The organism is Klebsiella sp. GB_Kp047 (assembly GCF_040065235.1).
GTDB classification, from domain to species: domain Bacteria; phylum Pseudomonadota; class Gammaproteobacteria; order Enterobacterales; family Enterobacteriaceae; genus Klebsiella; species Klebsiella quasipneumoniae.
Map to the genome: position 1 here is coordinate 25,381 of NZ_JBEAJG010000009.1, position 22,510 is coordinate 47,890.

Annotated in this window: 23 protein-coding genes; 2 read left to right on the forward strand and 21 right to left on the reverse strand. The window is 57.9% G+C overall.

Annotated features, from left to right (window positions below):
* Positions 1–144: 144 nt before the first annotated feature.
* The 20 genes from ycfP to yceD all read right to left on the reverse strand — a co-directional run bounded on the left by ycfP (position 145) and on the right by yceD (position 16,836).
* A complete protein-coding gene (gene ycfP, locus ABLV76_RS06500; RefSeq protein ID WP_002900775.1) occupies positions 145–687 on the reverse strand; it encodes an alpha/beta hydrolase YcfP in 543 nt (180 codons plus the stop codon).
* A gap of 35 nt (positions 688–722) precedes the next feature.
* Positions 723–1,733, reverse strand: coding sequence for a beta-N-acetylhexosaminidase (gene nagZ, locus ABLV76_RS06505; protein WP_072140424.1), 1,011 nt, complete (start codon positions 1,731–1,733; stop codon positions 723–725).
* A 23-nt stretch (positions 1,734–1,756) separates the two neighbouring features.
* Positions 1,757–2,584 carry a thiamine kinase gene (thiK, locus tag ABLV76_RS06510; protein WP_348878238.1) on the reverse strand — a complete coding sequence of 276 codons (828 nt, stop codon included), beginning with the start codon at positions 2,582–2,584 and terminating at the stop codon, positions 1,757–1,759.
* Entirely contained in the window at positions 2,565–3,203 is a 639-nt protein-coding gene (gene lpoB / locus ABLV76_RS06515; RefSeq protein ID WP_348878241.1) for a penicillin-binding protein activator LpoB, read from the reverse strand. The genes thiK and lpoB overlap by 20 nt, the downstream gene beginning before the upstream one ends.
* Before the next feature lie 21 nt (positions 3,204–3,224).
* Positions 3,225–3,599 (reverse strand): YcfL family protein, encoded by a 375-nt coding sequence (locus tag ABLV76_RS06520; protein WP_004204572.1) that lies wholly within the window; start codon positions 3,597–3,599, stop codon positions 3,225–3,227.
* Between the two features lie 4 nt (positions 3,600–3,603).
* A complete protein-coding gene (gene hinT / locus ABLV76_RS06525; RefSeq protein WP_004204571.1) occupies positions 3,604–3,960 on the reverse strand; it encodes a purine nucleoside phosphoramidase in 357 nt (118 codons plus the stop codon).
* Positions 3,961–4,221: 261 nt separating this feature from the next.
* Positions 4,222–5,655, reverse strand: coding sequence for a PTS glucose transporter subunit IIBC (ptsG, locus tag ABLV76_RS06530; RefSeq protein WP_004204570.1), 1,434 nt, complete (start codon positions 5,653–5,655; stop codon positions 4,222–4,224).
* 296 nt (positions 5,656–5,951) lie between these two features.
* The gene (locus ABLV76_RS06535) at positions 5,952–6,746 is read right to left on the reverse strand and encodes a metal-dependent hydrolase (protein WP_004204569.1); all 795 of its coding nucleotides are present in this window, start codon (positions 6,744–6,746) and stop codon (positions 5,952–5,954) included.
* Between the two features lie 10 nt (positions 6,747–6,756).
* Positions 6,757–7,761: a DNA polymerase III subunit delta' gene (gene holB, locus ABLV76_RS06540; protein WP_017900729.1), complete on the reverse strand. Its 1,005-nt coding sequence runs from the start codon at positions 7,759–7,761 to the stop codon at positions 6,757–6,759.
* Entirely contained in the window at positions 7,758–8,399 is a 642-nt protein-coding gene (gene tmk / locus ABLV76_RS06545) for a dTMP kinase (protein WP_004204566.1), read from the reverse strand. The genes holB and tmk overlap by 4 nt, the downstream gene beginning before the upstream one ends.
* On the reverse strand, positions 8,389–9,411 hold the full coding sequence (gene yceG, locus ABLV76_RS06550; RefSeq protein WP_004204565.1) for a cell division protein YceG: 1,023 nt from the start codon (positions 9,409–9,411) through the stop codon (positions 8,389–8,391). The genes tmk and yceG overlap by 11 nt, the downstream gene beginning before the upstream one ends.
* A 1-nt stretch (position 9,412) precedes the next feature.
* On the reverse strand, positions 9,413–10,222 hold the full coding sequence (gene pabC / locus ABLV76_RS06555) for an aminodeoxychorismate lyase (RefSeq protein ID WP_057214305.1): 810 nt from the start codon (positions 10,220–10,222) through the stop codon (positions 9,413–9,415).
* Positions 10,223–10,347: 125 nt separating this feature from the next.
* A complete protein-coding gene (gene fabF, locus ABLV76_RS06560; protein WP_348878239.1) occupies positions 10,348–11,589 on the reverse strand; it encodes a beta-ketoacyl-ACP synthase II in 1,242 nt (413 codons plus the stop codon).
* 88 nt (positions 11,590–11,677) lie between these two features.
* The gene (gene acpP, locus ABLV76_RS06565) at positions 11,678–11,914 is read right to left on the reverse strand and encodes an acyl carrier protein (RefSeq protein ID WP_000103754.1); all 237 of its coding nucleotides are present in this window, start codon (positions 11,912–11,914) and stop codon (positions 11,678–11,680) included.
* Positions 11,915–12,124: 210 nt separating this feature from the next.
* A complete protein-coding gene (gene fabG / locus ABLV76_RS06570; RefSeq protein ID WP_002899294.1) occupies positions 12,125–12,859 on the reverse strand; it encodes a 3-oxoacyl-ACP reductase FabG in 735 nt (244 codons plus the stop codon).
* Positions 12,860–12,871: 12 nt separating this feature from the next.
* Positions 12,872–13,801 carry an ACP S-malonyltransferase gene (gene fabD / locus ABLV76_RS06575; RefSeq protein ID WP_004204563.1) on the reverse strand — a complete coding sequence of 310 codons (930 nt, stop codon included), beginning with the start codon at positions 13,799–13,801 and terminating at the stop codon, positions 12,872–12,874.
* 15 nt (positions 13,802–13,816) lie between these two features.
* A complete protein-coding gene (locus ABLV76_RS06580) occupies positions 13,817–14,770 on the reverse strand; it encodes a beta-ketoacyl-ACP synthase III (protein ID WP_002899288.1) in 954 nt (317 codons plus the stop codon).
* 53 nt (positions 14,771–14,823) lie between these two features.
* Positions 14,824–15,921 carry a phosphate acyltransferase PlsX gene (plsX, locus tag ABLV76_RS06585; RefSeq protein WP_202821001.1) on the reverse strand — a complete coding sequence of 366 codons (1,098 nt, stop codon included), beginning with the start codon at positions 15,919–15,921 and terminating at the stop codon, positions 14,824–14,826.
* Positions 15,922–16,124: 203 nt separating this feature from the next.
* Positions 16,125–16,298, reverse strand: a complete 174-nt coding sequence (gene rpmF / locus ABLV76_RS06590) for a 50S ribosomal protein L32 (protein ID WP_000290724.1) — start codon at positions 16,296–16,298, stop codon at positions 16,125–16,127.
* A 16-nt stretch (positions 16,299–16,314) separates the two neighbouring features.
* Positions 16,315–16,836, reverse strand: a complete 522-nt coding sequence (yceD, locus tag ABLV76_RS06595) for a 23S rRNA accumulation protein YceD (RefSeq protein WP_017900733.1) — start codon at positions 16,834–16,836, stop codon at positions 16,315–16,317.
* A 141-nt stretch (positions 16,837–16,977) separates the two neighbouring features.
* On the opposite strand from yceD, the gene ABLV76_RS06600 reads away from it, so the two are divergent.
* The gene (locus tag ABLV76_RS06600; protein WP_004204559.1) at positions 16,978–17,562 is read left to right on the forward strand and encodes a nucleoside triphosphate pyrophosphatase; all 585 of its coding nucleotides are present in this window, start codon (positions 16,978–16,980) and stop codon (positions 17,560–17,562) included.
* Positions 17,563–17,599: 37 nt separating this feature from the next.
* On the opposite strand, the gene rluC is transcribed toward ABLV76_RS06600, so the two are convergent.
* A complete protein-coding gene (gene rluC / locus ABLV76_RS06605) occupies positions 17,600–18,553 on the reverse strand; it encodes a 23S rRNA pseudouridine(955/2504/2580) synthase RluC (RefSeq protein WP_012542245.1) in 954 nt (317 codons plus the stop codon).
* Positions 18,554–19,252: 699 nt separating this feature from the next.
* On the opposite strand from rluC, the gene rne reads away from it, so the two are divergent.
* A complete protein-coding gene (gene rne / locus ABLV76_RS06610; protein WP_348878240.1) occupies positions 19,253–22,486 on the forward strand; it encodes a ribonuclease E in 3,234 nt (1,077 codons plus the stop codon).
* Positions 22,487–22,510: the final 24 nt, after the last annotated feature.

A 22,510-nucleotide genomic window follows, 5' to 3' on the forward strand; every position in this document is an offset into this window, starting at 1 on the left:
GAATACCATGAACGGTGCATTGGTCATACCAAAATTGATGTGCATCAAGTTTTGTCGCGTATTTTTTCAACGAAACCAATAAGTGTAGACATGAAAAAACCCGCGCGGTGAACCCGGCGCGGGTTTGGAGACAGGGGAAAAGGCTTAACCGAGGGTTTTAAACGCTTTCAGCCGCTGCAGGTGCGGCGAAATGTTTTTAAACTTATGGGTCTGCTCTTCATCCCAGATAATTTCATAATAGTGGTGCAGAAGGTCGGCGGAACGCTGGCTGTCCAACGCTTCGTCCTGTCGGGAAAGCACCACCAGGCAGCGATCGCGGTTCTTTTCGCGGAAGTTGGTCACGCATTTGGTGGCGATGTCAGCATACTCTTCCGGTCGGTCGATTTTGCCTTCCATATTCTCATGCGGAAACAGGTTCGGATTGAACACCGCCTGACGGATATCGCACAGGAAACCAATCCGCTCCGCCCAGTAACCGCCGAGTCCAACGCCGCAGATCAGCGGCCGGTCATCGGCGGTAAGCTGCAGCATTTTATCAACCTCTTTCAGCAGATGCTGCATGTCGTGCTTGGGATGGCGCGTGCTGTAGCTTATCAACCGCACGTCAGGGTCAATAAACTGCAACTGCATCACCTTCTCGTGGTTACCGGGGCTGTTCGAGTCAAAACCGTGTAAATAGATAATCATCGCATCCTCACCAGACAACAACGCCCCGCAGAGCGTTACGCGGACTTCGCCTCTTGCCAGCGCGCATGAAGCTGCTCCAGCTGGGCACTCACCGTTTTCCAACGGGCTGAATCCCTTAACTCCTGACGGGAAAAGGAACCTTTATGATACAATTTCGTAACACGCTCTGCTTTGATCGGCGACAGGTTATCCAGCACACTGACCGCGCCCTTACGATTATTGCAGACGAGTATCATATCGCAACCGGCGTCGAGCGATGCCTGGCCGCGTTCGGCATAGCTGCCCATGATCGCCGCCCCTTCCATCGACAGATCGTCGGAGAAAATCACCCCATCGAAGCCCAGCTCGCCGCGCAGCACCGTTTTCAGCCAATAGGCCGAACCGCTCGCCGGACGCGGGTCGAGCTCCGGGTAAATCACATGCGCCGGCATAATGGCATCCAGACGCTGCTCGGCGATAAGGCTTTTGAATACCGCCATATCGTGGTCGCGGATAACCGATGCCGGACGCGGATCGAACGGGGTTTCTTTGTGCGAATCGGCAGTCACCGCCCCGTGTCCCGGGAAGTGTTTGCCGGTGGTTTTCATGCCCGCGGCGTGCATGCCGTCAATGACGTGACGCGCCATCGTCAACGCTTTCTGCGGATCTTCATGATAAGAACGTTCGCCGATTGCGGCGCTGATGTGACCGACGTCCAGCACCGGCGCAAAGCTGATATCGATGTCCATGGCGATCATTTCGCTGGCCATCAGCCAGCCAGCCTCGGCGGCCAGTTTGCCCCCCTCTTCCATCCCCAGCAGCGCAGCGAAAGACTGGGCCGCCGGTAAACGGGTAAAGCCTTCGCGGAAACGCTGAACGCGTCCCCCTTCCTGATCGACCGCCACCACCAGATGGTTACGGGAGGCTTCGCGGATCTGGCGCACCAGCTCCCGCAGCTGCGCCGGATCGTGATAATTTCGGGTGAAGAGGATCAACCCTCCCACCAATGGATGCGCCAGAATCTCTCGCTCTTCCGCATCCAGTTCATACCCTTCAACATCCAACATCACTGGGCCCACACTGACCTCTCTTATCCTTTGCGTTCGTTGTCTAACTGACACCATGTTTCATCTGCCAGCATGATAAATTGCCGATCCCCGCTCTGCCGCCAGCGCATTTCATACCAGCCCGCCATGAGCAGCAGTACCCACGGACGCCAGCGCGCCACCTGCCGCCATAGCTGCTGCGCGTCGATAGCCGCCCGTCGGGCATATGCCGCCACCAGCTGGCGGCGCTCGTCCGGGGCGATCCACACGGCGGCCAGCTCCAGCGCGATATCGCCATCGCCGGCATATTCCCAGTCGATCAGCTTCAGACCGGCGTCGCTGTGGATAATATTGCCGGCATGGACGTCCATATGCAGCGGCGCCAGCCGCAGAGGACGAGGCTCGCCCCGGCGGCACAGCCGCTGATGCCAACGTAGCCAGCGCGGCGTGCGCCGGGCCGGATCGCTCCTCTGCCAGTACTGCGCCAGCAGCGGCCCGAGACTAACACGCCAGCCGAACCGCGGTTGCTGATGCAAATCATACAATAAGCCAGACAGCTGCGGGCAGTCAGGTAACTCGCTTTTCACCTCACCCGCGCAATACTCCACCACCATCCAGCAGGGCGAGTAAAACAGAGGAGTGGGCGCCAGCCTGGCAGGCAGCCGGCGCAGCGCACGATACTGACGACGAAAATAACAGGCAGCGGCAGACGGGTCGTGCGGCTGACGCAGCACTCGTCGCTGGTCGCCATCGCTGATAATCACACTGCCGCCGCTGAGGCCGGTCTGGCTCAGCGAGGCGACAGGATGATAGTGGGGAAAGAAGCGCGACAAGAGCTCGTCGCGCGTTAGCTTATTGTTGCTGAACCGCACCTTTACCTGACCAGATAATCTCGCCGGTTTGCACCAGCATCAACTGCATCTTCAGCTCGGGCGCGTTGACATTGCCAGTGGCATTGGAATAAAGCACATACTGCGCGCCCACGTTGCGGGCGATGCCCATGGCTTTGCTGCGGCTGCCGAGGCTGTCCTGCGGCGACAGGCCCAGCTGCTGCTTGGCGACCGCCAGCTGCTGCGGTGAAACAAGGGTAAATTTGCCGTTGCCCGCCAGCGCGTTACGTAACGCGGTGGTGGCTTCTCCGGCATTCAGCGAACCGTTGGTGCGGTTGTTCACGCTGTCAACCAGCAGAATACTGCCGGCATTGACCCCGCCCGCCTGCAGCATCTGTCCCACCATCGGCTGCACCGCGCCGTTCCAGTTATAATGACGCACGCGCGGCGCCGGCTGACCCGACTGCTGATCCTGATGCTCAATCGGTCCTAGCTGCGAAGGGACGGAAGGCACCGCCGGTACCGTCGGCACCGTGGGCTGTGGCTGCACAGGCTGCTGCGGCTGCGGTTTGGCCTCTTCTACCGGCGCGGGCTGCTCACGCAGCCCCGCACAGCCTGCGAGGAATATCGCCAGTGCTGTGATTAACGCATAGCGACACATTTTCATCATTATAATTACCCCTTACAGATAAAGATAAAGGCGGGCCTTATGCGCCCCCAGGATATTGGCGCTGCCATACAACGTCACCGAGGAGCGAGCCGGGACCACGATGGTGCGCGGCGCCTCCAGCGGGTGCATCTCCAGCCCTCGGGCGTCATACCAGAAAAAACGATAATGCACGGTGACCGGCTGTTGGCGCTCGTTATACAGCGTAGAGGAGGCGGTAGCCTGTATCTCCGTCGCCACGACGACAGGCTCGCTGGCGCTGATCCCGGCGGCCAGCACGCTCGACTCCATCACCAGCGCCTGCTGGTCAGAAACCGGGATCTCCGGGTGTGAACTACATCCGGCCAGCAGCCCCGCCGCCAGACACGCGCCCAAAAGGGTCCTTAGCATGGCGTTAGCCTTTGTGCGCCAGCATCGGACCCAGCGGACGACCGCCCAGCAGATGCATATGGATATGGTAAACTTCCTGGCCGCCGTGGCGGTTGCAGTTGACGATCAACCGGTAGCCATCGTCGGCGAGGCCTTCATCGCGGGCAATCTTCGCCGCGACGGTCATCATCCGGCCCAGGGCCAGTTCATGTTCGGTGGTGACGTCATTTACGGTAGGAATCAGAACGTTCGGGACAATCAGAATGTGGGTGGGCGCCTGCGGGGAGATGTCGCGAAAAGCGGTCACAAGCTCATCCTGATAAACAATATCCGACGGGATCTCCCGGCGAATGATTTTGCTGAAAATCGTTTCTTCTGCCATGACTGATTCCTTATTAGTTTTATCCCGTACGCTGGCCTGCTTCTGCAGATAAACGCAGACGCACAGGTTCCGGTAAGAGTATGAGCGACATCCTCCCTCTCTTTCAACCTGAAAGCTCTTTTTCTTATTCAACTATAGACTTAGCTGCTGAGGGAATAAGCATTTGGCGGACAGTTAGCAGGGTTATCGCCTCTGGAAGGCCTATCTTGTCACGTAAAAAAGGCAGCCAGTTGGCTGCCTTAGTCTCCCCGATACTACGTCTTAACTGTTACGGATGTACTCATCCATTTCAGTTTTCAGGTTATCGGACTTGGTACCGAAGATGGCCTGTACGCCAGAACCTGCCACTACCACGCCAGCGGCGCCCAGTTTTTTCAGGCCAGCCTGGTCAACTTTCGCTACATCCGCCACGCTAACACGCAGACGAGTAATACATGCGTCGAGGTTGGTGATGTTCTCTTTACCGCCGAAAGCGGCGATCAGAGCCGGAGCCATCTCGCTGGTTGCGCCAGCTTTGCTCTCTTCGGTGGTATCTTCACGACCCGGTGTTTTCAGATCCAGGGCTTTAATCAGCACGCGGAAAATGACGTAGTACACGATCGCATAGCAGATACCGACGATCGGGAACAGCCACAGCTTGCTGCTGTTACCGGACAGCACGATAAAGTCGATCAGGCCGTGAGAGAACGAAGTACCGTCACGCATACCCAGCAGGATACAGATCGGGAACGCCAGACCCGCCAGGATGGCATGGATAACGTACAGGATCGGCGCCACGAACATGAACGAGAACTCGATCGGCTCGGTGATACCGGTCAGGAACGAGGTCAGCGCGGCGGAGATCATGATACCGCCCACTTTGGCGCGGTTTTCCGGTTTAGCAGAGTGCCAAATCGCGATAGCCGCTGCCGGCAGACCGTACATTTTGAACAGGAAGCCGCCAGACAGTTTGCCCGCGGTCGGGTCGCCTGCCATGTAGCGCGGGATATCGCCGTGGAATACCTGACCAGCCGCGTTGGTGTATTCGCCGATCTGCATCTGGAAAGGAACGTTCCAGATGTGGTGCAGACCAAACGGCACCAGGCAACGCTCGATGAAACCGTAGATACCAAACGCCACCACCGGGTTCTGATAAGCAGCCCACTGGGAGAAGGTCTGGATCGCGGAACCGATCGGCGGCCAAATGAAGGAGAGGATCACGCCGGTGAAGATAGCGGCCAGACCAGAGATAATCGGTACAAAGCGCTTGCCCGCAAAGAAGCCGAGATATTCTGGCAGCTTAATGCGATAGAAGCGGTTAAACATGTACGCGGCGATAGCACCGGAGATAATACCGCCAAGCACGCCGGTATCAGCCAGGTGTTTTGCCGCAATCTCGTCAGCAGGTAAATGCAGCACCAGCGGCGCAACCACCGCCATGGTTTTCACCATGATGCCGTAAGCTACCACTGCAGCCAGTGCGGATACACCGTCGTTATTGGTGAAGCCGAGGGCCACACCGATAGCGAAGATCAGCGGCATGTTGGCGAAAACTGAACCGCCTGCTTCTGCCATAACGTGGGAGACCACGGCTGGCAGCCAGCTGAAGTTTGCGGAACCGACGCCCAGCAGGATACCTGCGATAGGCAGTACGGATACCGGCAGCATCAGCGATTTACCGACCTTCTGCAGGTTAGCAAATGCATTCTTAAACATAATTGAGAGTGCTCCTGAGTATTTGGTACTTTTTTACGTTTTCACGCATTGGCCCGGGGGGAGAACCGCGCCGTGGACAGGACATCTAAGCGCCCTTTATTTATTACACAGAGTAAAATAATTAACGGGATGATTGTTTGACGGCTATCACGTTTCAATCAGCCTTCCGGTAAAAATTTACATCAGCTTACATAAGTTGTATCCAGATGTTGCCAAAAAACCTTCACCGCCACTTTTGTGGCGGTGAACTTTACTCGCTTTGGCTATTAATTACGAGCCTTAAAATAATAAGCAGATCAAGCAGGTTGCAAGCGGGCGGGGTCAATGTGGAACAGCGTGGCAAAATTGTCGGTGGTCTGCTGAGCCAGTTGCTCCAGCGACACACCCTTCAGTACCGCCATGTATTCAGCAACGTCACGCACCAGCGCCGGCTGGTTCTCTTTGCCGCGATGGGGTACCGGCGCCAGGTATGGCGAATCGGTCTCCACCAGCAGACGATCCAGCGGAACATAGCGCGCCGCATCGCGCAGCTGCTCGGCGTTACGGAAAGTGACGATACCGGAAAACGAGATATAGAACCCCATGTCGAGCAGCTTACCCGCCGTCTCCCTGTCCTCAGTGAAACAGTGTAGTACGCCTCCGCAATCCGTCACCTTTTCTTCGCGTAAAATGGCCAGGGTATCGGCGCGAGCGTCACGGGTATGCACGATCACGGGCTTGTTCAGCTCCCGGCCGATGCGGATATGGTCACGGAACGAAGTTTGCTGCTGGACTTTGGTTTCCGGGGTATAAAAATAGTCCAGTCCGGTCTCTCCCATCGCGACGACGCCCTCTTCCGCCGCCAGCGTGCGCAGTGTCTCCACCTCGTAGGGCTCATCCTGGTTTAACGGGTGCACGCCGCAGGAGAAGACGACGTTGTCACGCCTTCCTACCAGCTCGCGCATACTGCGGTAGCCAGGCAGCGTCGTGGCGACCGCCAGGCAAAATTTCACATCGCGTGCGGCCGCTTTTGCCAGTACGTCATCGACGTTTTTGTGCAGGGTTTGATAATCCAGACCATCAAGATGGCAGTGGGAGTCGACTAAAAACATAATGTCTCACTCAGAGGTGGGAGACGGGTAAAACCGTCCCGGGTTGCAGGTAATGTTCCCAGCGCAGCAGGCGCTCGGTGAGCAGCAGTTCGCGGTTGACGCCGACGACGTTCAGCAATTGCTCGCGGCAGGTACAGACGTCATGGGCAATCGCCTGCAGCCGGGCGGCGGGCAGACTGTGCGCCAGCTGCTCCAGCAGCGGCCAGACATCCGGGTTACTCACCAGGGCAATTCCCTGCTGTCGTTTTTGCGCATCGACCAGCAGCGATGCCAGCCAGTGCAGGCGAACCGCCGCCTGTTCATGATTGAGTATCGGCAGCAGCGCCAGCCAGTCACCGCTCGCCAGTGTGGTCGCCAGCGCCTGACACAGCTGCTGTCGCGCCGTCCACTGCGGCTCTTTAAGCAGTTCGAGCGCGGCGGCCGGCGCGCTGGCGCACAGACGTAACGCGGTCAGCAGCGCCTCCTGCGGCAGGTTCACCTCACGCTCCAGCCAGGCCAGGGCATAAGATTCCGTCGGCGGCGACAGGTGGTGCAGGCGGCAGCGACTGCGCAGGGTGGTCAGCAGACGCGCCGGCTCCTCGCAGGCGAGGAAGAACCAGGTATTTTCCGGCGGCTCCTCCAGCGTTTTCAGCAACGCGTTGGCGGCAGCATCGGTCAGCAAGGCGGCATCGCTAATCCATACCACCTTCGCCCCACCGAGGCGCGCGCGCTCATAGAGCTTGTCGTTGACATCGCGCACCGCGTCAATACCCAGCGCGCTCTTGCCTTTCTCAGGGCTCAGCGGATAGTAATCGGGGTGCGTACCGGCCTGCATCAGCTGGCAGCTGTGGCAGTGACCGCAGCTTTTATGCCCTTCAGGCTGGCGGCACATCAGGAAGCGGCACAGCGCATAAATCAACGCCTCGCCGCCCATCCCGCTCAGAGACTGTAACAGTAAGGCGTGGTGGCCACGTCCGGCCTGATAGCTACCGACCAGTTGTTCGAACGAGGGGCGCAGCCACGGATACCATTTCATGCCGGTTGCTCCGCCATCCACTGGGCGATCGTGGCGCGAATATCGCGCGCGACGGCATCCAGCGGCTGCGTCGCGTCCACCGTGCGGATAGAAGGATCTGCCGCAGCCAGCTCAAGGTAGCGCGCGCGGGTACGATTGAAGAAGTTCATCGACTCCTGCTCAATGCGATCCAGTTCGCCGCGAGCGCGGGCGCGCTGCAGCCCCACTTCCGGCGTAACGTCGAGGTACAGCGTCAAATCGGGACGAAAATCGCCGAGAACGGCGTCGCGCAGCGTCGCCAGCATCGTGCGGTCAATGCCCCTGCCGCCGCCCTGATAGGCCTGGGTGGAGAGATCGTGACGATCGCCGATCACCCACTGGCCGCGAGCCAGAGCAGGCTTAATCACCGTCTCCACCAGCTGGACGCGCGCCGCGTAAAACATCAGCACTTCCGCTTTATCGTTAATCACTTCATCGCCCGTGGACTGGATATCCAGCACCAGGCTACGCAGTTTTTCAGCAAGGATTGTGCCACCCGGCTCACGGGTAAACACCATATCGTGAATACCTGCCGACTGCAGCGTCTCCACCACCAGTTGACGTGCGGTGGTCTTCCCGGCGCCCTCCAGCCCCTCGATGACGATATAGTTACTGCGCATTTTTTTCCTTAAGTACTTTCAGATAGTCCTGCACCGCGCGGTTATGGCTGACCAGGTTTGTGGTAAACGTATGGCCCCCTTTCCCGTCGGCGACAAAATAGAGGTATGGTGTTTTCGCCGGATGGGCGGCCGCCTTCAGCGACGCTTCGCCCGGCACCGCGATAGGGCCTGGCGGCAGGCCGCTGATGGTATAGGTATTGTACGCGGTCGGCGTCTCCAGATCCTTACGCGTTAACTTTCCATTATACCCTTCGCCCATCCCGTAGATCACCGTTGGGTCGGTCTGTAAGCGCATGCCGATGCGCAGGCGGTTGATAAATACCGACGCGACGCGATCGCGCTCTTCCGCTACCGCGGTCTCTTTCTCAATAATCGAGGCCATGGTCAACAGCTGATTCTGATCGGCATAGGGCAGATTATCCATCCGTCCTTCCCAAATCTTCGCCACTTCAGTGACCATTTTCTGATGCGCGCGCTTGAGGATAGCGATGTCACTGGTATTGGCGGTGTACATCCAGGTGTCCGGCCAGAACCAGCCTTCCACCCAGTCGGCATGGTCAAGACCTAACGCCTTAGCCACCGTCGCGTAGCTATCGTCTTCAAGCGTGTGCTTCACGTAGGGAGCATCGCGCAGCTGACGAAGGTAGTCGCTGACGCGCATGCCTTCGACAAAGCGCAGCGGAAACTGCGCCTCTTTGCCACTGGCCAGCAGCTGCAGCATCTCGCGCACCGTCATTTGCGGCGTGAGGCGATAGGTCCCGGCCTTGAAGTGAGACAGCTCAGGCTCCATCCGCAGCAGCCACTGGAACACGCGCGGGCGATTGATCACCTTCTCGCGATAGAGATCCTGCCCCAGCGCCAGCCGGCCGGTGCCGGCTTCGAGGGTAAAGATGGTCTCTTCTTTAATCAGCAGCTTGCTGTCCGCCAGCTGGCGTACCTTCCACATTCCTGCCGCCGCGGCGATGCCCAACAGCACCACCAGCAACAGGATAAAACGTAACATTTTCTTCATACTAACCAGACAGCTCACACAAAGGGGCTAAAAAATGGTAAAGCTCGCGCGAGGACCAGACGGTCTCCTCCCAGCGACGAACCGGCACCAGCGGCATCAGCGCATTGCAGATCAGCACTTCATCGGCCTCCCGCAACGCCTCGGGACGCGCTGTCACTTCGACAACGCGAAACGTCGATGGTGCCAGCTGCGCGATACAGCGCTGCCGCATTATGCCGTTGACCCCGGCATAATCGAGTCGCGGAGTAAATACATCCCGTCCCTGACGCCAGAATAAATTCGCGGCACAGCATTCCGTAAGCCACCCGTCACTGTCAAGGACCAGCGCCTCATCGGCGTCCGTCTGTTCAAGATGAGAGCGAATCAGCACCTGCTCCAGACGATTAAGATGCTTCAGGCCAGCCAGCCAGGGGTTGCGCCCCAGGGTCACCGGGCTCCGGGTCAGGGTAATGCCCTCCTCTCGCCAGCGCGCGTAGTGCGCCGGAAGCGGAGAGTCGCTCAGAATACGGGTGGGCGACGCACAGCCCGCCGTGCTGTATCCCCTTCCCCCAACGCCGCGGGTAAGGGTCACCTTAAGCACGCCCTGCGCGTGCGGTCGAGCCAGACGCTGCATCTCGTCGCTTAGCGTCAGCCAGTCGTCAAACGGGATGCGTAATTTTTCGCAGGTTGTCTGCAAACGCTGCAGATGGGCGTCCAGTAACGCAACCTGTCCATGCTGTATACGGGCAGTGGTAAAACAACCGTCGCCAAACTGGACGGCGCGATCGTTCGCCGCCAGCGTGTCCTGTTCAACGCCATTTATCAAGAACATAAAGGACTCCTTTTCACTGGTCGGTGAGTGTCTCAGGACACGGAGCAGAGGACAAGTGGAGAAAGCCGAATAAAAAAGGCCCGACAATCGGGCCTTTTGTTAAAGCAGTACCGGGGCAAGCCCTGTCACACTTTTTTGAAGATCAGCGAACCGTTAGTGCCGCCAAAGCCGAAGGAGTTGCACAGGGTGTACTCCATACCGGAAACCTGACGCGCTTCGTGCGGAACGAAGTCGAGGTCGCAGCCCTCATCCGGGTTGTCGAGGTTGATCGTCGGCGGAACCGCCTGATCGCGCAGCGCCAGGATAGAGTAAATCGACTCTACCGCCCCTGCCGCGCCCAGCAGATGCCCGGTCATGGATTTGGTGGAGCTCACCAGTACGCGGCTCGCCGCATCGCCGAAGACAGACTTAACCGCCTGCGCTTCCGCTTTATCGCCAGCCGGCGTCGAGGTGCCATGGGCATTGACGTAGCCGATCTGGCCCGGTTCGATGCCCGCATCGCGAATGGCATTCACCATCGCCAGCGCGGCGCCCGCGCCATCTTCCGGCGGTGATGTCATATGGTAAGCATCGCTGCTCATGCCGAAGCCGACGATCTCGGCGTAGATTTTCGCGCCGCGTTTTTTTGCGTGCTCGTACTCTTCCAGCACCACCATGCCCGCGCCGTCGCCCAGCACGAAGCCGTCGCGATCTTTATCCCACGGACGGCTTGCCACCTGCGGGTTGTCATTGCGCGTGGAGAGCGCCCGCGCTGCGCCAAAGCCGCCCACGCCAAGCGGGGTACTGGCTTTTTCCGCACCGCCTGCCACCATCGCATCGGCATCGCCATAGGCGATAATGCGCGCAGCCTGACCGATGTTGTGCACGCCTGAAGTACAGGCGGTCGCGATGGAGATACTTGGTCCACGCAGACCAAACATGATGGTCAGATGGCCGGCCACCATGTTAACAATTGTGGAGGGAACGAAGAATGGGCTGATCTTACGCGGTCCGCCGTTGACCAGCGAACTGTGGTTTTCTTCGATCAAGCCGAGACCGCCAATACCAGAGCCGATTGCGGCACCAATACGGGTAGCATTCTCTTCCGTCACTTCAAGGCCAGAATCCTGCATGGCCTGAACGCCAGCGACAATTCCATATTGAATGAAGGCATCCATCTTGCGCTGCTCTTTGCGCGAGATGATGTCATCACAGTTAAAATCCTTTACTAAGCCAGCAAATTTCGTTGCATAGGCGCTAGTATCGAAATGGTCGATCAGGCTGATGCCACTCTGACCGGCAAGGAGAGCTTTCCAGGTAGACTCTACGGTATTGCCGACAGGAGACAACATGCCCAGTCCGGTCACAACTACACGACGCTTAGACACGTTTGTCCTCCAGGGAGGGAAAATAGATTCTTGTGGGACAAATAAAGATAAAACTCAGGCGGTCGAATGACCGCCTGGAGATGTTCACTTACGCCTGGTGGCCGTTGATGTAATCAATGGCAGCCTGAACGGTGGTGATTTTCTCAGCTTCTTCGTCCGGAATCTCAGTATCAAACTCTTCTTCCAGAGCCATTACCAGCTCAACGGTGTCAAGAGAATCAGCGCCCAGGTCTTCAACGAAGGAAGCATTGTTGGTAACTTCTTCCTGCTTAACGCCCAGCTGCTCGCCGATAATTTTCTTAACGCGTTCTTCGATAGTGCTCATACTCTTAAATTTCCTATCAAAACTCGCTTTCGCGATGGTTTTCGTAGTGTATAAAATGTTGAAAAATTTGCAACTAAATCCCGGCAGGTCTTACCACGATTTTGCGCTATTTTGAGGCCGTTTGCCCTAAGAACGCAAATCTTTTCGCACAAAACCGCACAGAGAACCGTGCGAAGTGCGCGGTTCCTGAACGTTTTGCACAAATCTCGGTCAGACCATGTACATTCCGCCGTTGACGTGCAGGGTTTCACCAGTGATGTAACTTGCTTCGTCAGAGGCTAAAAATGCAACCGCGCTGGCGATTTCATTTGGGGTGCCAAGGCGCCCCGCAGGAACTGCCGCCAGCGTACCCGCACGCTGCTCATCGGTCAGCGCACGCGTCATGTCCGTTTCAATAAAGCCCGGAGCAACAACGTTTACAGTAATACCGCGGGACGCAACTTCACGCGCCAGTGATTTACTGAAGCCGATCAGACCCGCTTTCGCCGCAGCGTAGTTGGCCTGACCCGCATTTCCCATGGTACCAACCACAGAACCGATAGTGATAATACGTCCATGACGCTTTTTCATCATAGCGCGCATTACCGCTTTTGACAGACGGAAAACCGATGACAGGTTGGTTTCGATGATATCGTTCCACTCGTCATCTTTCATGCGCATTAACAGGTTGTCGCGAGTGATCCCGGCATTATTCACCAGGATATCCACTTCGCCAAACTCTGCGCGCACATTTTCCAGAACAGATTCAATAGATGCCGGGTCGGTCACATTCAACATCAGACCTTTACCGTTGGCGCCTAAATAGTCGCTGATCGCCTGCGCGCCGCTTTCGCTGGTCGCAGTACCGATAACTTTCGCGCCGCGGGCGACAAGCGTTTCAGCGATGGCGCGGCCAATACCGCGGCTTGCACCGGTAACCAGCGCGATTTTTCCTTCAAAACTCATGGTTTTCCTCTTTTATTGCTCAAGCGCCGCAGACATCGCCGCCGGCTCGTTAAGCGCGGAAGCGGTCAGGGTGTCAACAATACGTTTGGTCAGGCCGGTGAGGACTTTACCCGGGCCCACCTCATACAGATGCGTTACGCCCTGAGCAGCCATAAACTCAACGGTTTTAGTCCACTGAACCGGACTATACAGCTGGCGTACCAGCGCGTCGCGAATGGCGTCCGGCGCGGTTTCGCACTTCACGTCGACGTTATTTACCACCGGGATCGTCGGCGCGTTGAAAGTGATTTTCTGCAGCTCAAGCGCCAGTTTCTCCGCAGCTGGCTTCATCAGCGCACAGTGAGACGGCACGCTCACCGGCAACGGCAGCGCCCGTTTAGCGCCCGCGGCCTTACAGGCGGCGCCTGCGCGTTCAACGGCCTCTTTGTGACCGGCGATAACCACCTGGCCCGGGGAATTGTAGTTCACCGGAGAGACGACCTGCCCTTCGGCCGATTCTTCACAGGCTTTGGCAATAGCCGCGTCGTCCAGACCGATAATCGCTGACATGGCGCCAGTACCTTCCGGTACAGCTTCCTGCATGAATTTGCCGCGCAGTTCAACCAGGCGAACGGCATCAGCGAAAGCGATAACGCCCGCGCAAACCAGCGCGGAGTATTCGCCGAGGCTGTGGCCAGCCAGCAGCGCCGGCGCTTTGCCGCCCTGCTGCTGCCAGACGCGGTACAGCGCCACGGAGGCGGTCAGCAGCGCTGGCTGGGTCTGCCAGGTCTTATTCAGTTCTTCTGCCGGGCCCTGTTGCGTCAGCGCCCACAGATCGTAACCCAACGCTGCGGAAGCTTCACCGAAGGTCTCTTCAATGACCGGCCAGGTCGCCGCCATATCGGCCAGCATGCCTACGGCCTGCGAGCCCTGTCCCGGGAACACAAAAGCAAATTGCGTCATGTTTAAATCCTTATACTAAAAACGAACCAGCGCGGAACCCCAGGTGAAACCGCCACCAAAGGCTTCCAGCAAAATCAGCTGCCCACGTTGAATGCGGCCATCGCGGACGGCCTCATCCAGCGCGCAAGGGACTGACGCCGCGGAGGTGTTGCCATGGCGGTCGAGGGTCACTACGACGTTATCCATCGACATGCCCAGTTTCTTCGCCGTCGCGCTGATGATCCGCAGGTTTGCCTGATGCGGCACCAGCCAGTCCAGCGCAGAACGTTCAAGATTATTCGCGGCCAGCGTCTCATCAACGATGTGCGCTAACTCAGTGACCGCCACTTTGAAGACTTCATTGCCGGCCATCGTCAGATAGATCGGATTTTCCGGATCGACGCGATCGGCGTTCGGCAGGGTCAGCAGTTCGCCATAGCTACCGTCAGCATGCAGATGCGTCGAGATAATGCCAGGCTCTTCGGAGGCGCCCAGCACCACCGCCCCGGCGCCATCGCCGAAAATAATAATCGTCCCGCGATCGGCCGGATCGCAGGTGCGCGCCAGCACATCGGCGCCGACGACCAGCGCATAGTCCACCGCGCCGTTCTTGACATACTGATCGGCGACACTCAGCGCATAGGTGAAACCGGCGCAGGCGGCCGCGACGTCAAACGCCGGGCAGCCCTTGACGCCCAGCATAGACTGAATCTGGCATGCCGAACTCGGAAACGCGTGCGTGCCGGAGGTGGTCGCAACGATGATCAGACCAATTTGCTCCGCGGACACGCCCGCCATCGCCAGCGCCTGCTTTGCGGCTTCAAAGCCCATCGTAGCAACTGTTTCATGCGCTGCGGCAATACGACGCTCACGGATACCTGTGCGGGTGACAATCCACTCGTCAGAGGTCTCTACCATTTTTTCCAGGTCGGCGTTTGTACGCACTTGCTCGGGCAGATAGCTGCCGGTACCAATAATCTTCGTATACATGTACGCTCAGTCACTCTTGGGTAATATACCCGCCTCGTTCAACCGCCGCGGCGTCAGTGGTGTCCATTCGTCCCGCTTTGCTGTCGGGCGTTCACGTCACTGTCGCTTTCCGGCAGCTCGAAACCAGCTGGGTATAAAGATTCCAGGCGCGCGGCGATCCGTTGGGGAATTTGCCGCTGCACCGCCTGCACTGCCTGCTCTATCGCGACGCTAAAGGCGCGTTGATTGGCAGCACCATGACTCTTGATCACGGAACCGCGCAATCCTAACAGACAGGCGCCATTATACTGGTCGGGGTTGAGGTGACTGAATCGCCTCGCCAGGCTTTTTTGTAACCAACGTTTTAGTAACAGCAGCCACCACGACCGTTTTTTGCCCTCTCCCTGAGATTTCAGCAGTGAAAGGAACATTCTGACAACACCTTCCATGGTTTTTAATGTGACGTTGCCCGTGAATCCATCACAAACCAGCACATCGGTTTTTCCGGTCAACAGTTCATTGGCTTCAAGATAGCCGATGTAGTTGAGGGAAGGCAGCGTTTTGAGCACTGCGGCAGCATCGCGGATGCTGCTGAGGCCTTTCATCTCTTCTTCGCCGATGTTCAGCAAGGCGACGCGAGGATTGGCAATGCCAACCACCTCTTCCGCCAGCACTGACCCCATCACCGCGAACTGCACCAGCATCGTGCTGTCGCAATCGACGTTGGCGCCGAGATCCAGCACCACGGTTTTGCCCTTCTGCTGGTGCGGCAGCACCGTCACCAGCGCCGGCCGCTCAATACCTTCAATCGGTTTGAGCAGCAGTTTCGCCAGGCCCATCAGCGCGCCGGTGTTGCCGGCGCTGACGCAGGCTTCCGCCCGCCCTTCTTTCACAAGCTCCAGCGCCACGCGCATTGAGCTTCCGCGACTGCTGCGGATAGCCTGTGCGGGTCGCGCATCACTGGCAATAACTGACTGCGCAGGAATAATCTGCAGACGCGAACGTTGTTCGAAGTCAGCTTTGGCGAGTAATGGCGTGATGGCGTCGGGATCGCCGACTAAAAGAAGTGTGAGTTGCGAATTAGAGTTCAGTGCCTGCAGTGCTGCAGGCACTGTCACGGATGGGCCGAAATCGCCCCCCATGACATCTAACGCCAGGGTTAGACGTGTCAAGGTATCGTCGCTGCCCGGTTCGGTGATTCCCCAGTTGCCCGGGGAGTCCTCACTAAGCTTCATCACGCTGGCACCCGCGAATTTTCACGCTGCAGACGCAACAATCCGGGCATTGACGCCTCTGGTTATCGGGTTAACCGAGTGCCCAGGTACGTACAAACCCGCCATGGCCTGCAACGGGAAATCCTGCGAGTATCGCGTGATTACTTAGCGATAACCTTGCGACCGCGGTAGAAACCGTCGGCAGTGATGTGGTGACGCAGGTGTTTCTCACCAGAAGTTTTGTCTACAGACAGGCTGGTGACTGCGGTCAGCGCGTCATGGGAACGACGCATGCCACGTTTGGAACGGGTTGGTTTATTCTGTTGTACGGCCATGGACCTTACTCCTCAATTACTTACGCTTTAAGCTGGCTAATACGGCAAATGGGTTTGGTTTTTGTGCCTCTTCAGGCAGTTCGCCAAAGACCATGTCCGCGTCGGACACTTCACAGTGTTCAGAATCATGCACCGGAACTACGGGCAGGGAGAGGATAATTTCATCCTCGACCATTGCCTGCAGGTCGATTTCACCGAATTCGTTAACCTCAATCGGCTCATACGCTTCCGGTAGTGCTTCGGCCTGTTCGTCATTTCTGACGGGGCTAAAACAATACGTGGTGTGGACGTGATGGGAAAACGGTTTCCCGCAACGCTGGCATTCGAGGGTTACCGTCACCTTCGCATCGCCTGTAATAACGGCGAGACGCTGGTTATCGATAGCGAACGACATGCTGCATTCCACATCGCTGTCCACGCTGACTACAGAATCGGCTACACGTTCAACCTGATCGCGGGCATAGATGCCTTCGTAATCAAGGCGTTTTTGAGCCGTGCGTACCGGATCAAGAGTCAGGGGTAATTTTACCTTTTGCATAGGGCGCGCATATTAACTTTGTAATGTCATAGAGTCAAAGAAAAAGGCAGCCTCAGGTTGCCTTTTGCCATTTATTCGCACACATTGCGGCGCATAGTTTAAGATGATGCTCTGCGAAGCGCTATATGTGGATGAAAAAATATGTCTCAACTTATCCTGGCGTCAACCTCTCCCTGGCGGCGCATGCTGCTGGAAAAACTGGGGTTACCATTTGAATGTGCGGCGCCTGACGTCGACGAAACGCCCCGCCCTGAAGAATCCGCGCGTCAGCTTGTCACCCGGCTGGCGCAGGCCAAAGCGCAGAGCCTGGCTTCGCGCTACCCCAATCACCTTATTATAGGCTCCGATCAGGTTTGCGTATTGGACGGTGAGATCACCGGCAAACCGCACACCGAGGAAAATGCCCGCAGGCAGTTGAGAAAGGCGAGCGGGTCGATCATTACCTTTTATACTGGCCTCGCGCTGTACAACTCCGCCAGCGGTCATCTGCAAACCGAATGCGAGCCCTTTGACGTCCACTTCCGGCATCTCAGCGATAAAGAGATCGAAGGCTATGTGCGTAAAGAGAACCCGCTGCAGTGCGCCGGGAGTTTTAAGAGCGAGGGGTTAGGTATTACGCTGTTCGAACGGCTGGAAGGCCGCGATCCGAATACGCTGGTCGGTTTACCCTTGATCGCGCTCTGTCAGATGCTGCGCCGCGAAAATTACAACCCGCTGTTAGGCTGAGGTAAAAAAAACGGCGGAACTGATTCCGCCGTTGCACTTATTTGCTCTTCCGTAGCACCTGTAGACAGTGCTTCAGCTGGTTATCCAGCGGCGCCTCAACGCGCATCACCTCCCCGCTCCCCGGGTGGGTAAACTTCAGCGCAGCAGCGTGGAGGAACAGGCGGTTTAAACCGGTACCAGAGAGTTGCTTGTCAAATTCGCGGTCGCCATAGCGGTCGTCAAAGGCGATAGGATGGCCGGCATACTGGGTATGAACGCGAATCTGATGCGTGCGTCCGGTGACCGGACTGCAGCGCACCAGAGTGGCGAATTCATAACGCTCTTCCACTTTGAAGCGCGTCTCTGACGGCTTGCCTTCCTGACTCACGCGGACGATTCTCTCGCCGCTCTGCAGAATGTTCTTCAACAGCGGGGCCTGCACCACTTTGGTATGCGACTGCCACTGGCCGCGCACCAGCGCCAGATAGTCTTTCTGCATGCCTTTATCACGCAGCTGCTCGTGCAACGAACGCAGCGCCGAGCGCTTTTTCGCCACCAGCAGCACGCCAGAGGTATCGCGGTCGAGCCGATGTACCAGCTCAAGGAAGCGCGCCTCCGGGCGCAGGGCGCGCAGCCCTTCAATCACGCCGAAGCTCAGGCCGCTGCCGCCATGTACCGCGGTACCGGATGGCTTATTGAGGACCAGAATATGATCGTCTTCATAGAGGATCACCTCAGAGAGCGCCGCCACTTTCTGCAGATGCGGCGATACCGCCTCTTCTTCACGTTCCGCCACACGCACCGGCGGGATACGGACTTCATCGCCCGCTTCCAGCTTATACTCCGGTTTCACGCGTTTTTTATTCACCCGCACCTCGCCTTTACGCAGGATGCGATAAATCATGCTCTTCGGTACGCCTTTCAATTGGGTACGCAAAAAGTTGTCGATACGTTGCCCCGCTTCATCAGCAGCAATGGCAACCATTTTTACGGTTGGGGTCTCAGTTTTCATGGTGCGCGATTCTAAATAGCCGGACGCATTAGCGCCACTCATTTTTATATGCTTATATTTATCATTATCCTGTTTTCACGGTTTGCCTGACCGCCATATTGTTTGTTATTAGAACAATCTGTATGGGCAGGTGATAAAACTGTGAGTAACCGGGTGATAAAAGGTGAAAGTCAACTTGCTATAACAAGGTTAGCAATGGAATAATGAGACCGTTTTCCGTATTGCATCTTGTTAGAACAAGACATTAGCGGAATGACCAGTTTTGTCTGACCGATCGCCCACGCAGCAATGGCGTAAGACGTTGTGATCTTTCAGACAGTTAGCGGGCTGCGGGTTGCAGTCCTTACCGGTACAGGCTCTATGGATTTCAAGTCGCAGGAAGGCGTCAACTCCGGGACTCCCGGGAGCTCATCTGGATCCGCTGATCGAGGTGAGCAGGTTAAGCCATCATGCCTGCAACGCGAAAGACGACGAGTATAAATGGAATATTCTCTGGTGATACATCCCAGGCTGTTCCCCTGAATAATTGCGCTGTGTTTCCGTTTGAAACACAGGCGACCGACACTCTGCGCCTCTTAAGCGCGCGACAACCGTGAGGTTGGCGACGTGAACCAGACACGAGGCCATCGGTTTTCCCCCGGAAAGGCATTACTCTGCCCGCAGCTTAGTCGTCAATGTAAGAATAATGAGTAAGTTACGATGAAAAGAATGTTAATCAACGCAACTCAGCAGGAAGAGTTGCGCGTCGCCCTTGTTGATGGGCAGCGCCTGTACGACCTGGATATCGAAAGCCCCGGGCACGAACAGAAAAAAGCGAACATCTACAAAGGCAAAATCACCCGCATTGAACCCAGCCTTGAAGCCGCGTTTGTTGATTACGGCGCCGAGCGTCATGGTTTCCTCCCTCTCAAAGAAATCGCCCGCGAATATTTCCCCGCCAACTACAATGCGCACGGCCGTCCTAATATCAAAGACGTACTGCGTGAAGGTCAGGAAGTTATCGTGCAGATTGATAAAGAAGAACGCGGCAACAAAGGCGCTGCGCTCACCACCTTTATCAGCCTGGCGGGCAGCTATCTGGTATTGATGCCGAACAACCCGCGCGCGGGGGGAATTTCCCGCCGTATCGAGGGCGACGACCGTACCGAACTGAAAGAAGCGCTGGCGAGCCTGGAGCTTCCGGACGGCATGGGCCTTATCGTTCGCACCGCTGGCGTCGGCAAATCTGCCGAAGCCCTGCAGTGGGACCTGAGCTTCCGTCTGAAACACTGGGAAGCGATTCAGAAAGCCGCGGAAAGCCGTCCGGCGCCGTTCCTTATCCACCAGGAAAGCAACGTCATTGTCCGCGCCTTCCGTGACTATCTGCGCCAGGATATCGGCGAAATCCTGATCGATAATCCGAAAGTGCTCGAGCTGGCGCGCCAGCATATCGCTGCGCTGGGTCGTCCGGATTTCAGCAGCAAAATCAAACTGTACACCGGTGAAATCCCGCTGTTCAGCCACTACCAGATCGAATCCCAGATTGAATCCGCCTTCCAGCGTGAAGTGCGTCTGCCGTCCGGTGGCTCTATCGTCATCGACAGCACTGAAGCGCTGACCGCGATCGATATCAACTCGGCCCGCGCCACCCGCGGCGGCGATATCGAAGAGACGGCGTTCAACACCAACCTCGAAGCAGCTGACGAGATTGCCCGTCAGCTGCGTCTGCGCGACCTCGGCGGCCTGATCGTTATCGACTTTATCGATATGACCCCGGTTCGCCACCAGCGCGCTGTGGAGAACCGTCTGCGCGAAGCCGTCCGTCAGGACCGGGCGCGCATTCAGATCAGCCATATCTCGCGCTTCGGCCTGCTGGAGATGTCCCGCCAGCGCCTGAGCCCGTCGCTGGGCGAATCCAGCCACCACGTCTGCCCGCGCTGCTCCGGCACCGGTACCGTCCGTGATAACGAATCGCTGTCGCTCTCTATTCTGCGTCTGATTGAAGAAGAAGCGCTGAAAGAGAACACCAAAGAAGTACACGCCATCGTTCCGGTACCGATCGCCTCCTATCTGCTGAACGAAAAACGTGCCGCGGTGAGCGCTATCGAATCCCGTCAGGGCGATGTGCGCGTTATTATCGTGCCAAACGACGAAATGCAGACGCCGCACTACTCCGTCCTGCGCGTGCGCAAAGGTGAAGAGACCTCAACGCTGAGCTACCTGCTGCCGAAGCTGCATGAAGAAGAGATGGCGCTGCCGGGCGACGATGAGCCGGCAGAACGGAAACGTCCGGAACAGCCGGCCCTGGCCGCTTTTGTCATGCCTGACGCGCCGCCGGCCCCGATGCTTGAAGAGCCTGTCGCCGCGCCTGTCGCCGCAGCGGCACCGGTCGCGGCCGCCGCACCGGCGCAGCCTGGCCTGCTCTCACGCTTCTTCAGCGCGCTGAAGAATATCTTCTCAGGCGCCGAAGAGGCCAAACCGGCTGAGGTTAAGGTCGAGAAGAAAGCGGAAGAAAAACCGGAGCGTCAGCAGGAGCGCCGTAAACCGCGCGCCAACAACCGCCGCGATCGCAACGACCGCCGTGAAAACCGCGACAATCGTGACAACCGCGATAACCGTGACAATCGTGATACTCGTGCGGACAATGCCGAGGGCCGTGAACCGCGCGAATCGCGTGAAGAGAACCGTCGCAACCGTCGTGAGAAGCCGTCGCAGAACGTGGAAGCCCGTGATGTTCGCCAGACCTCAGGCGACGACGCGGAGAAAGCGAAATCTCGTGACGAGCAGCAGCCGCGCCGCGAACGCACCCGCCGCCGCAATGACGACAAACGTCAGGCGCAGCAGGAAGCCAAAGCGCAGACTCGCGAAGAGCCGGTAGCGCAGGAGACGGAGCAGGAAGAGCGTGTGCAGACCCTGCCGCGTCGTAAACCGCGCCAGCTGGCACAGAAAGTACGCGTTGAGTCCGCTGTCGTTGAGCAGGTTGCCGAGATCGTGCCAGAAGCCGTAGTGGCGGAAGTTATCGCTCCGCGCAGCGAGCCGGTGAAAGGCGAGCTGCCAGCAGTAGTGGAGAGCGTGGCTGACCAGGACGAAAATGGCGAATCCCGTGAAACGAACGGTATGCCGCGTCGCTCACGTCGTTCCCCGCGTCACCTGCGCGTTAGCGGTCAGCGTCGTCGTCGCTATCGTGACGAACGCTATCCGACCCAGTCGCCAATGCCGCTGACCGTAGCCTGCGCATCGCCGGAGATGGCTTCCGGTAAAGTCTGGATCCGCTACCCGGTGGTTCGTCCGCAGGATCAGCAGCCGGAAGAGGTTCAGGTTCAGAACGACAACCTTGTGGAAACCGTCGCGGCCGTCGCGACCCCGGTTGCCATCGTTGAAACCGTTACCGCTGCCCCGGTCACCGTCGAGCCGGCTACCATGGAGCCGGTTACCGCCGAGCCTGTGGTCGTCGAGCCGGTCGTAGCCGCCGAGCCGGTGGTGGTTGATGCTGCGGAGGGTGTCGCGCCAGCAGCCGTCGAGCCAGCGCCGCAGGAGCTGGTCACCGAAGCGCCGGCTGTCGAAGCGCCTCAGGCTATCGCGCCAGCGACGCTCGACGCCGGGCCGGTGGTGGTAGAACCTGAAGTGGTGGAAACGGCGCCTGTCGTTGAAGCGCCAGTGGAAACCATCGCGCCGGCGGCGGAAACCGCAGTTGAAGCACCGGTTGTCGAAGCCGCGCCTGTCGAGCCGGTCAAAGTCGAGCCTCCGGTGAGCAAGCCGGTAGTGGTGGCGGGTCATCGCCATGCCACCGCGCCAATGACCCGTGCGCCAGCGCCGGATTATGTCCCGGAAGCGCCGCGCCACAGCACCTGGGTGCGCCCGCCATTCGCTTTTGAAGGCAAAGGCGCCGCCGGCGGTCATAGCGCCACCCATAAAGCCACCGCTGAACCGACCCGCCCACAGCCCGTCGAGTAAGCGTGCTAAATAAAAAACCGGCCT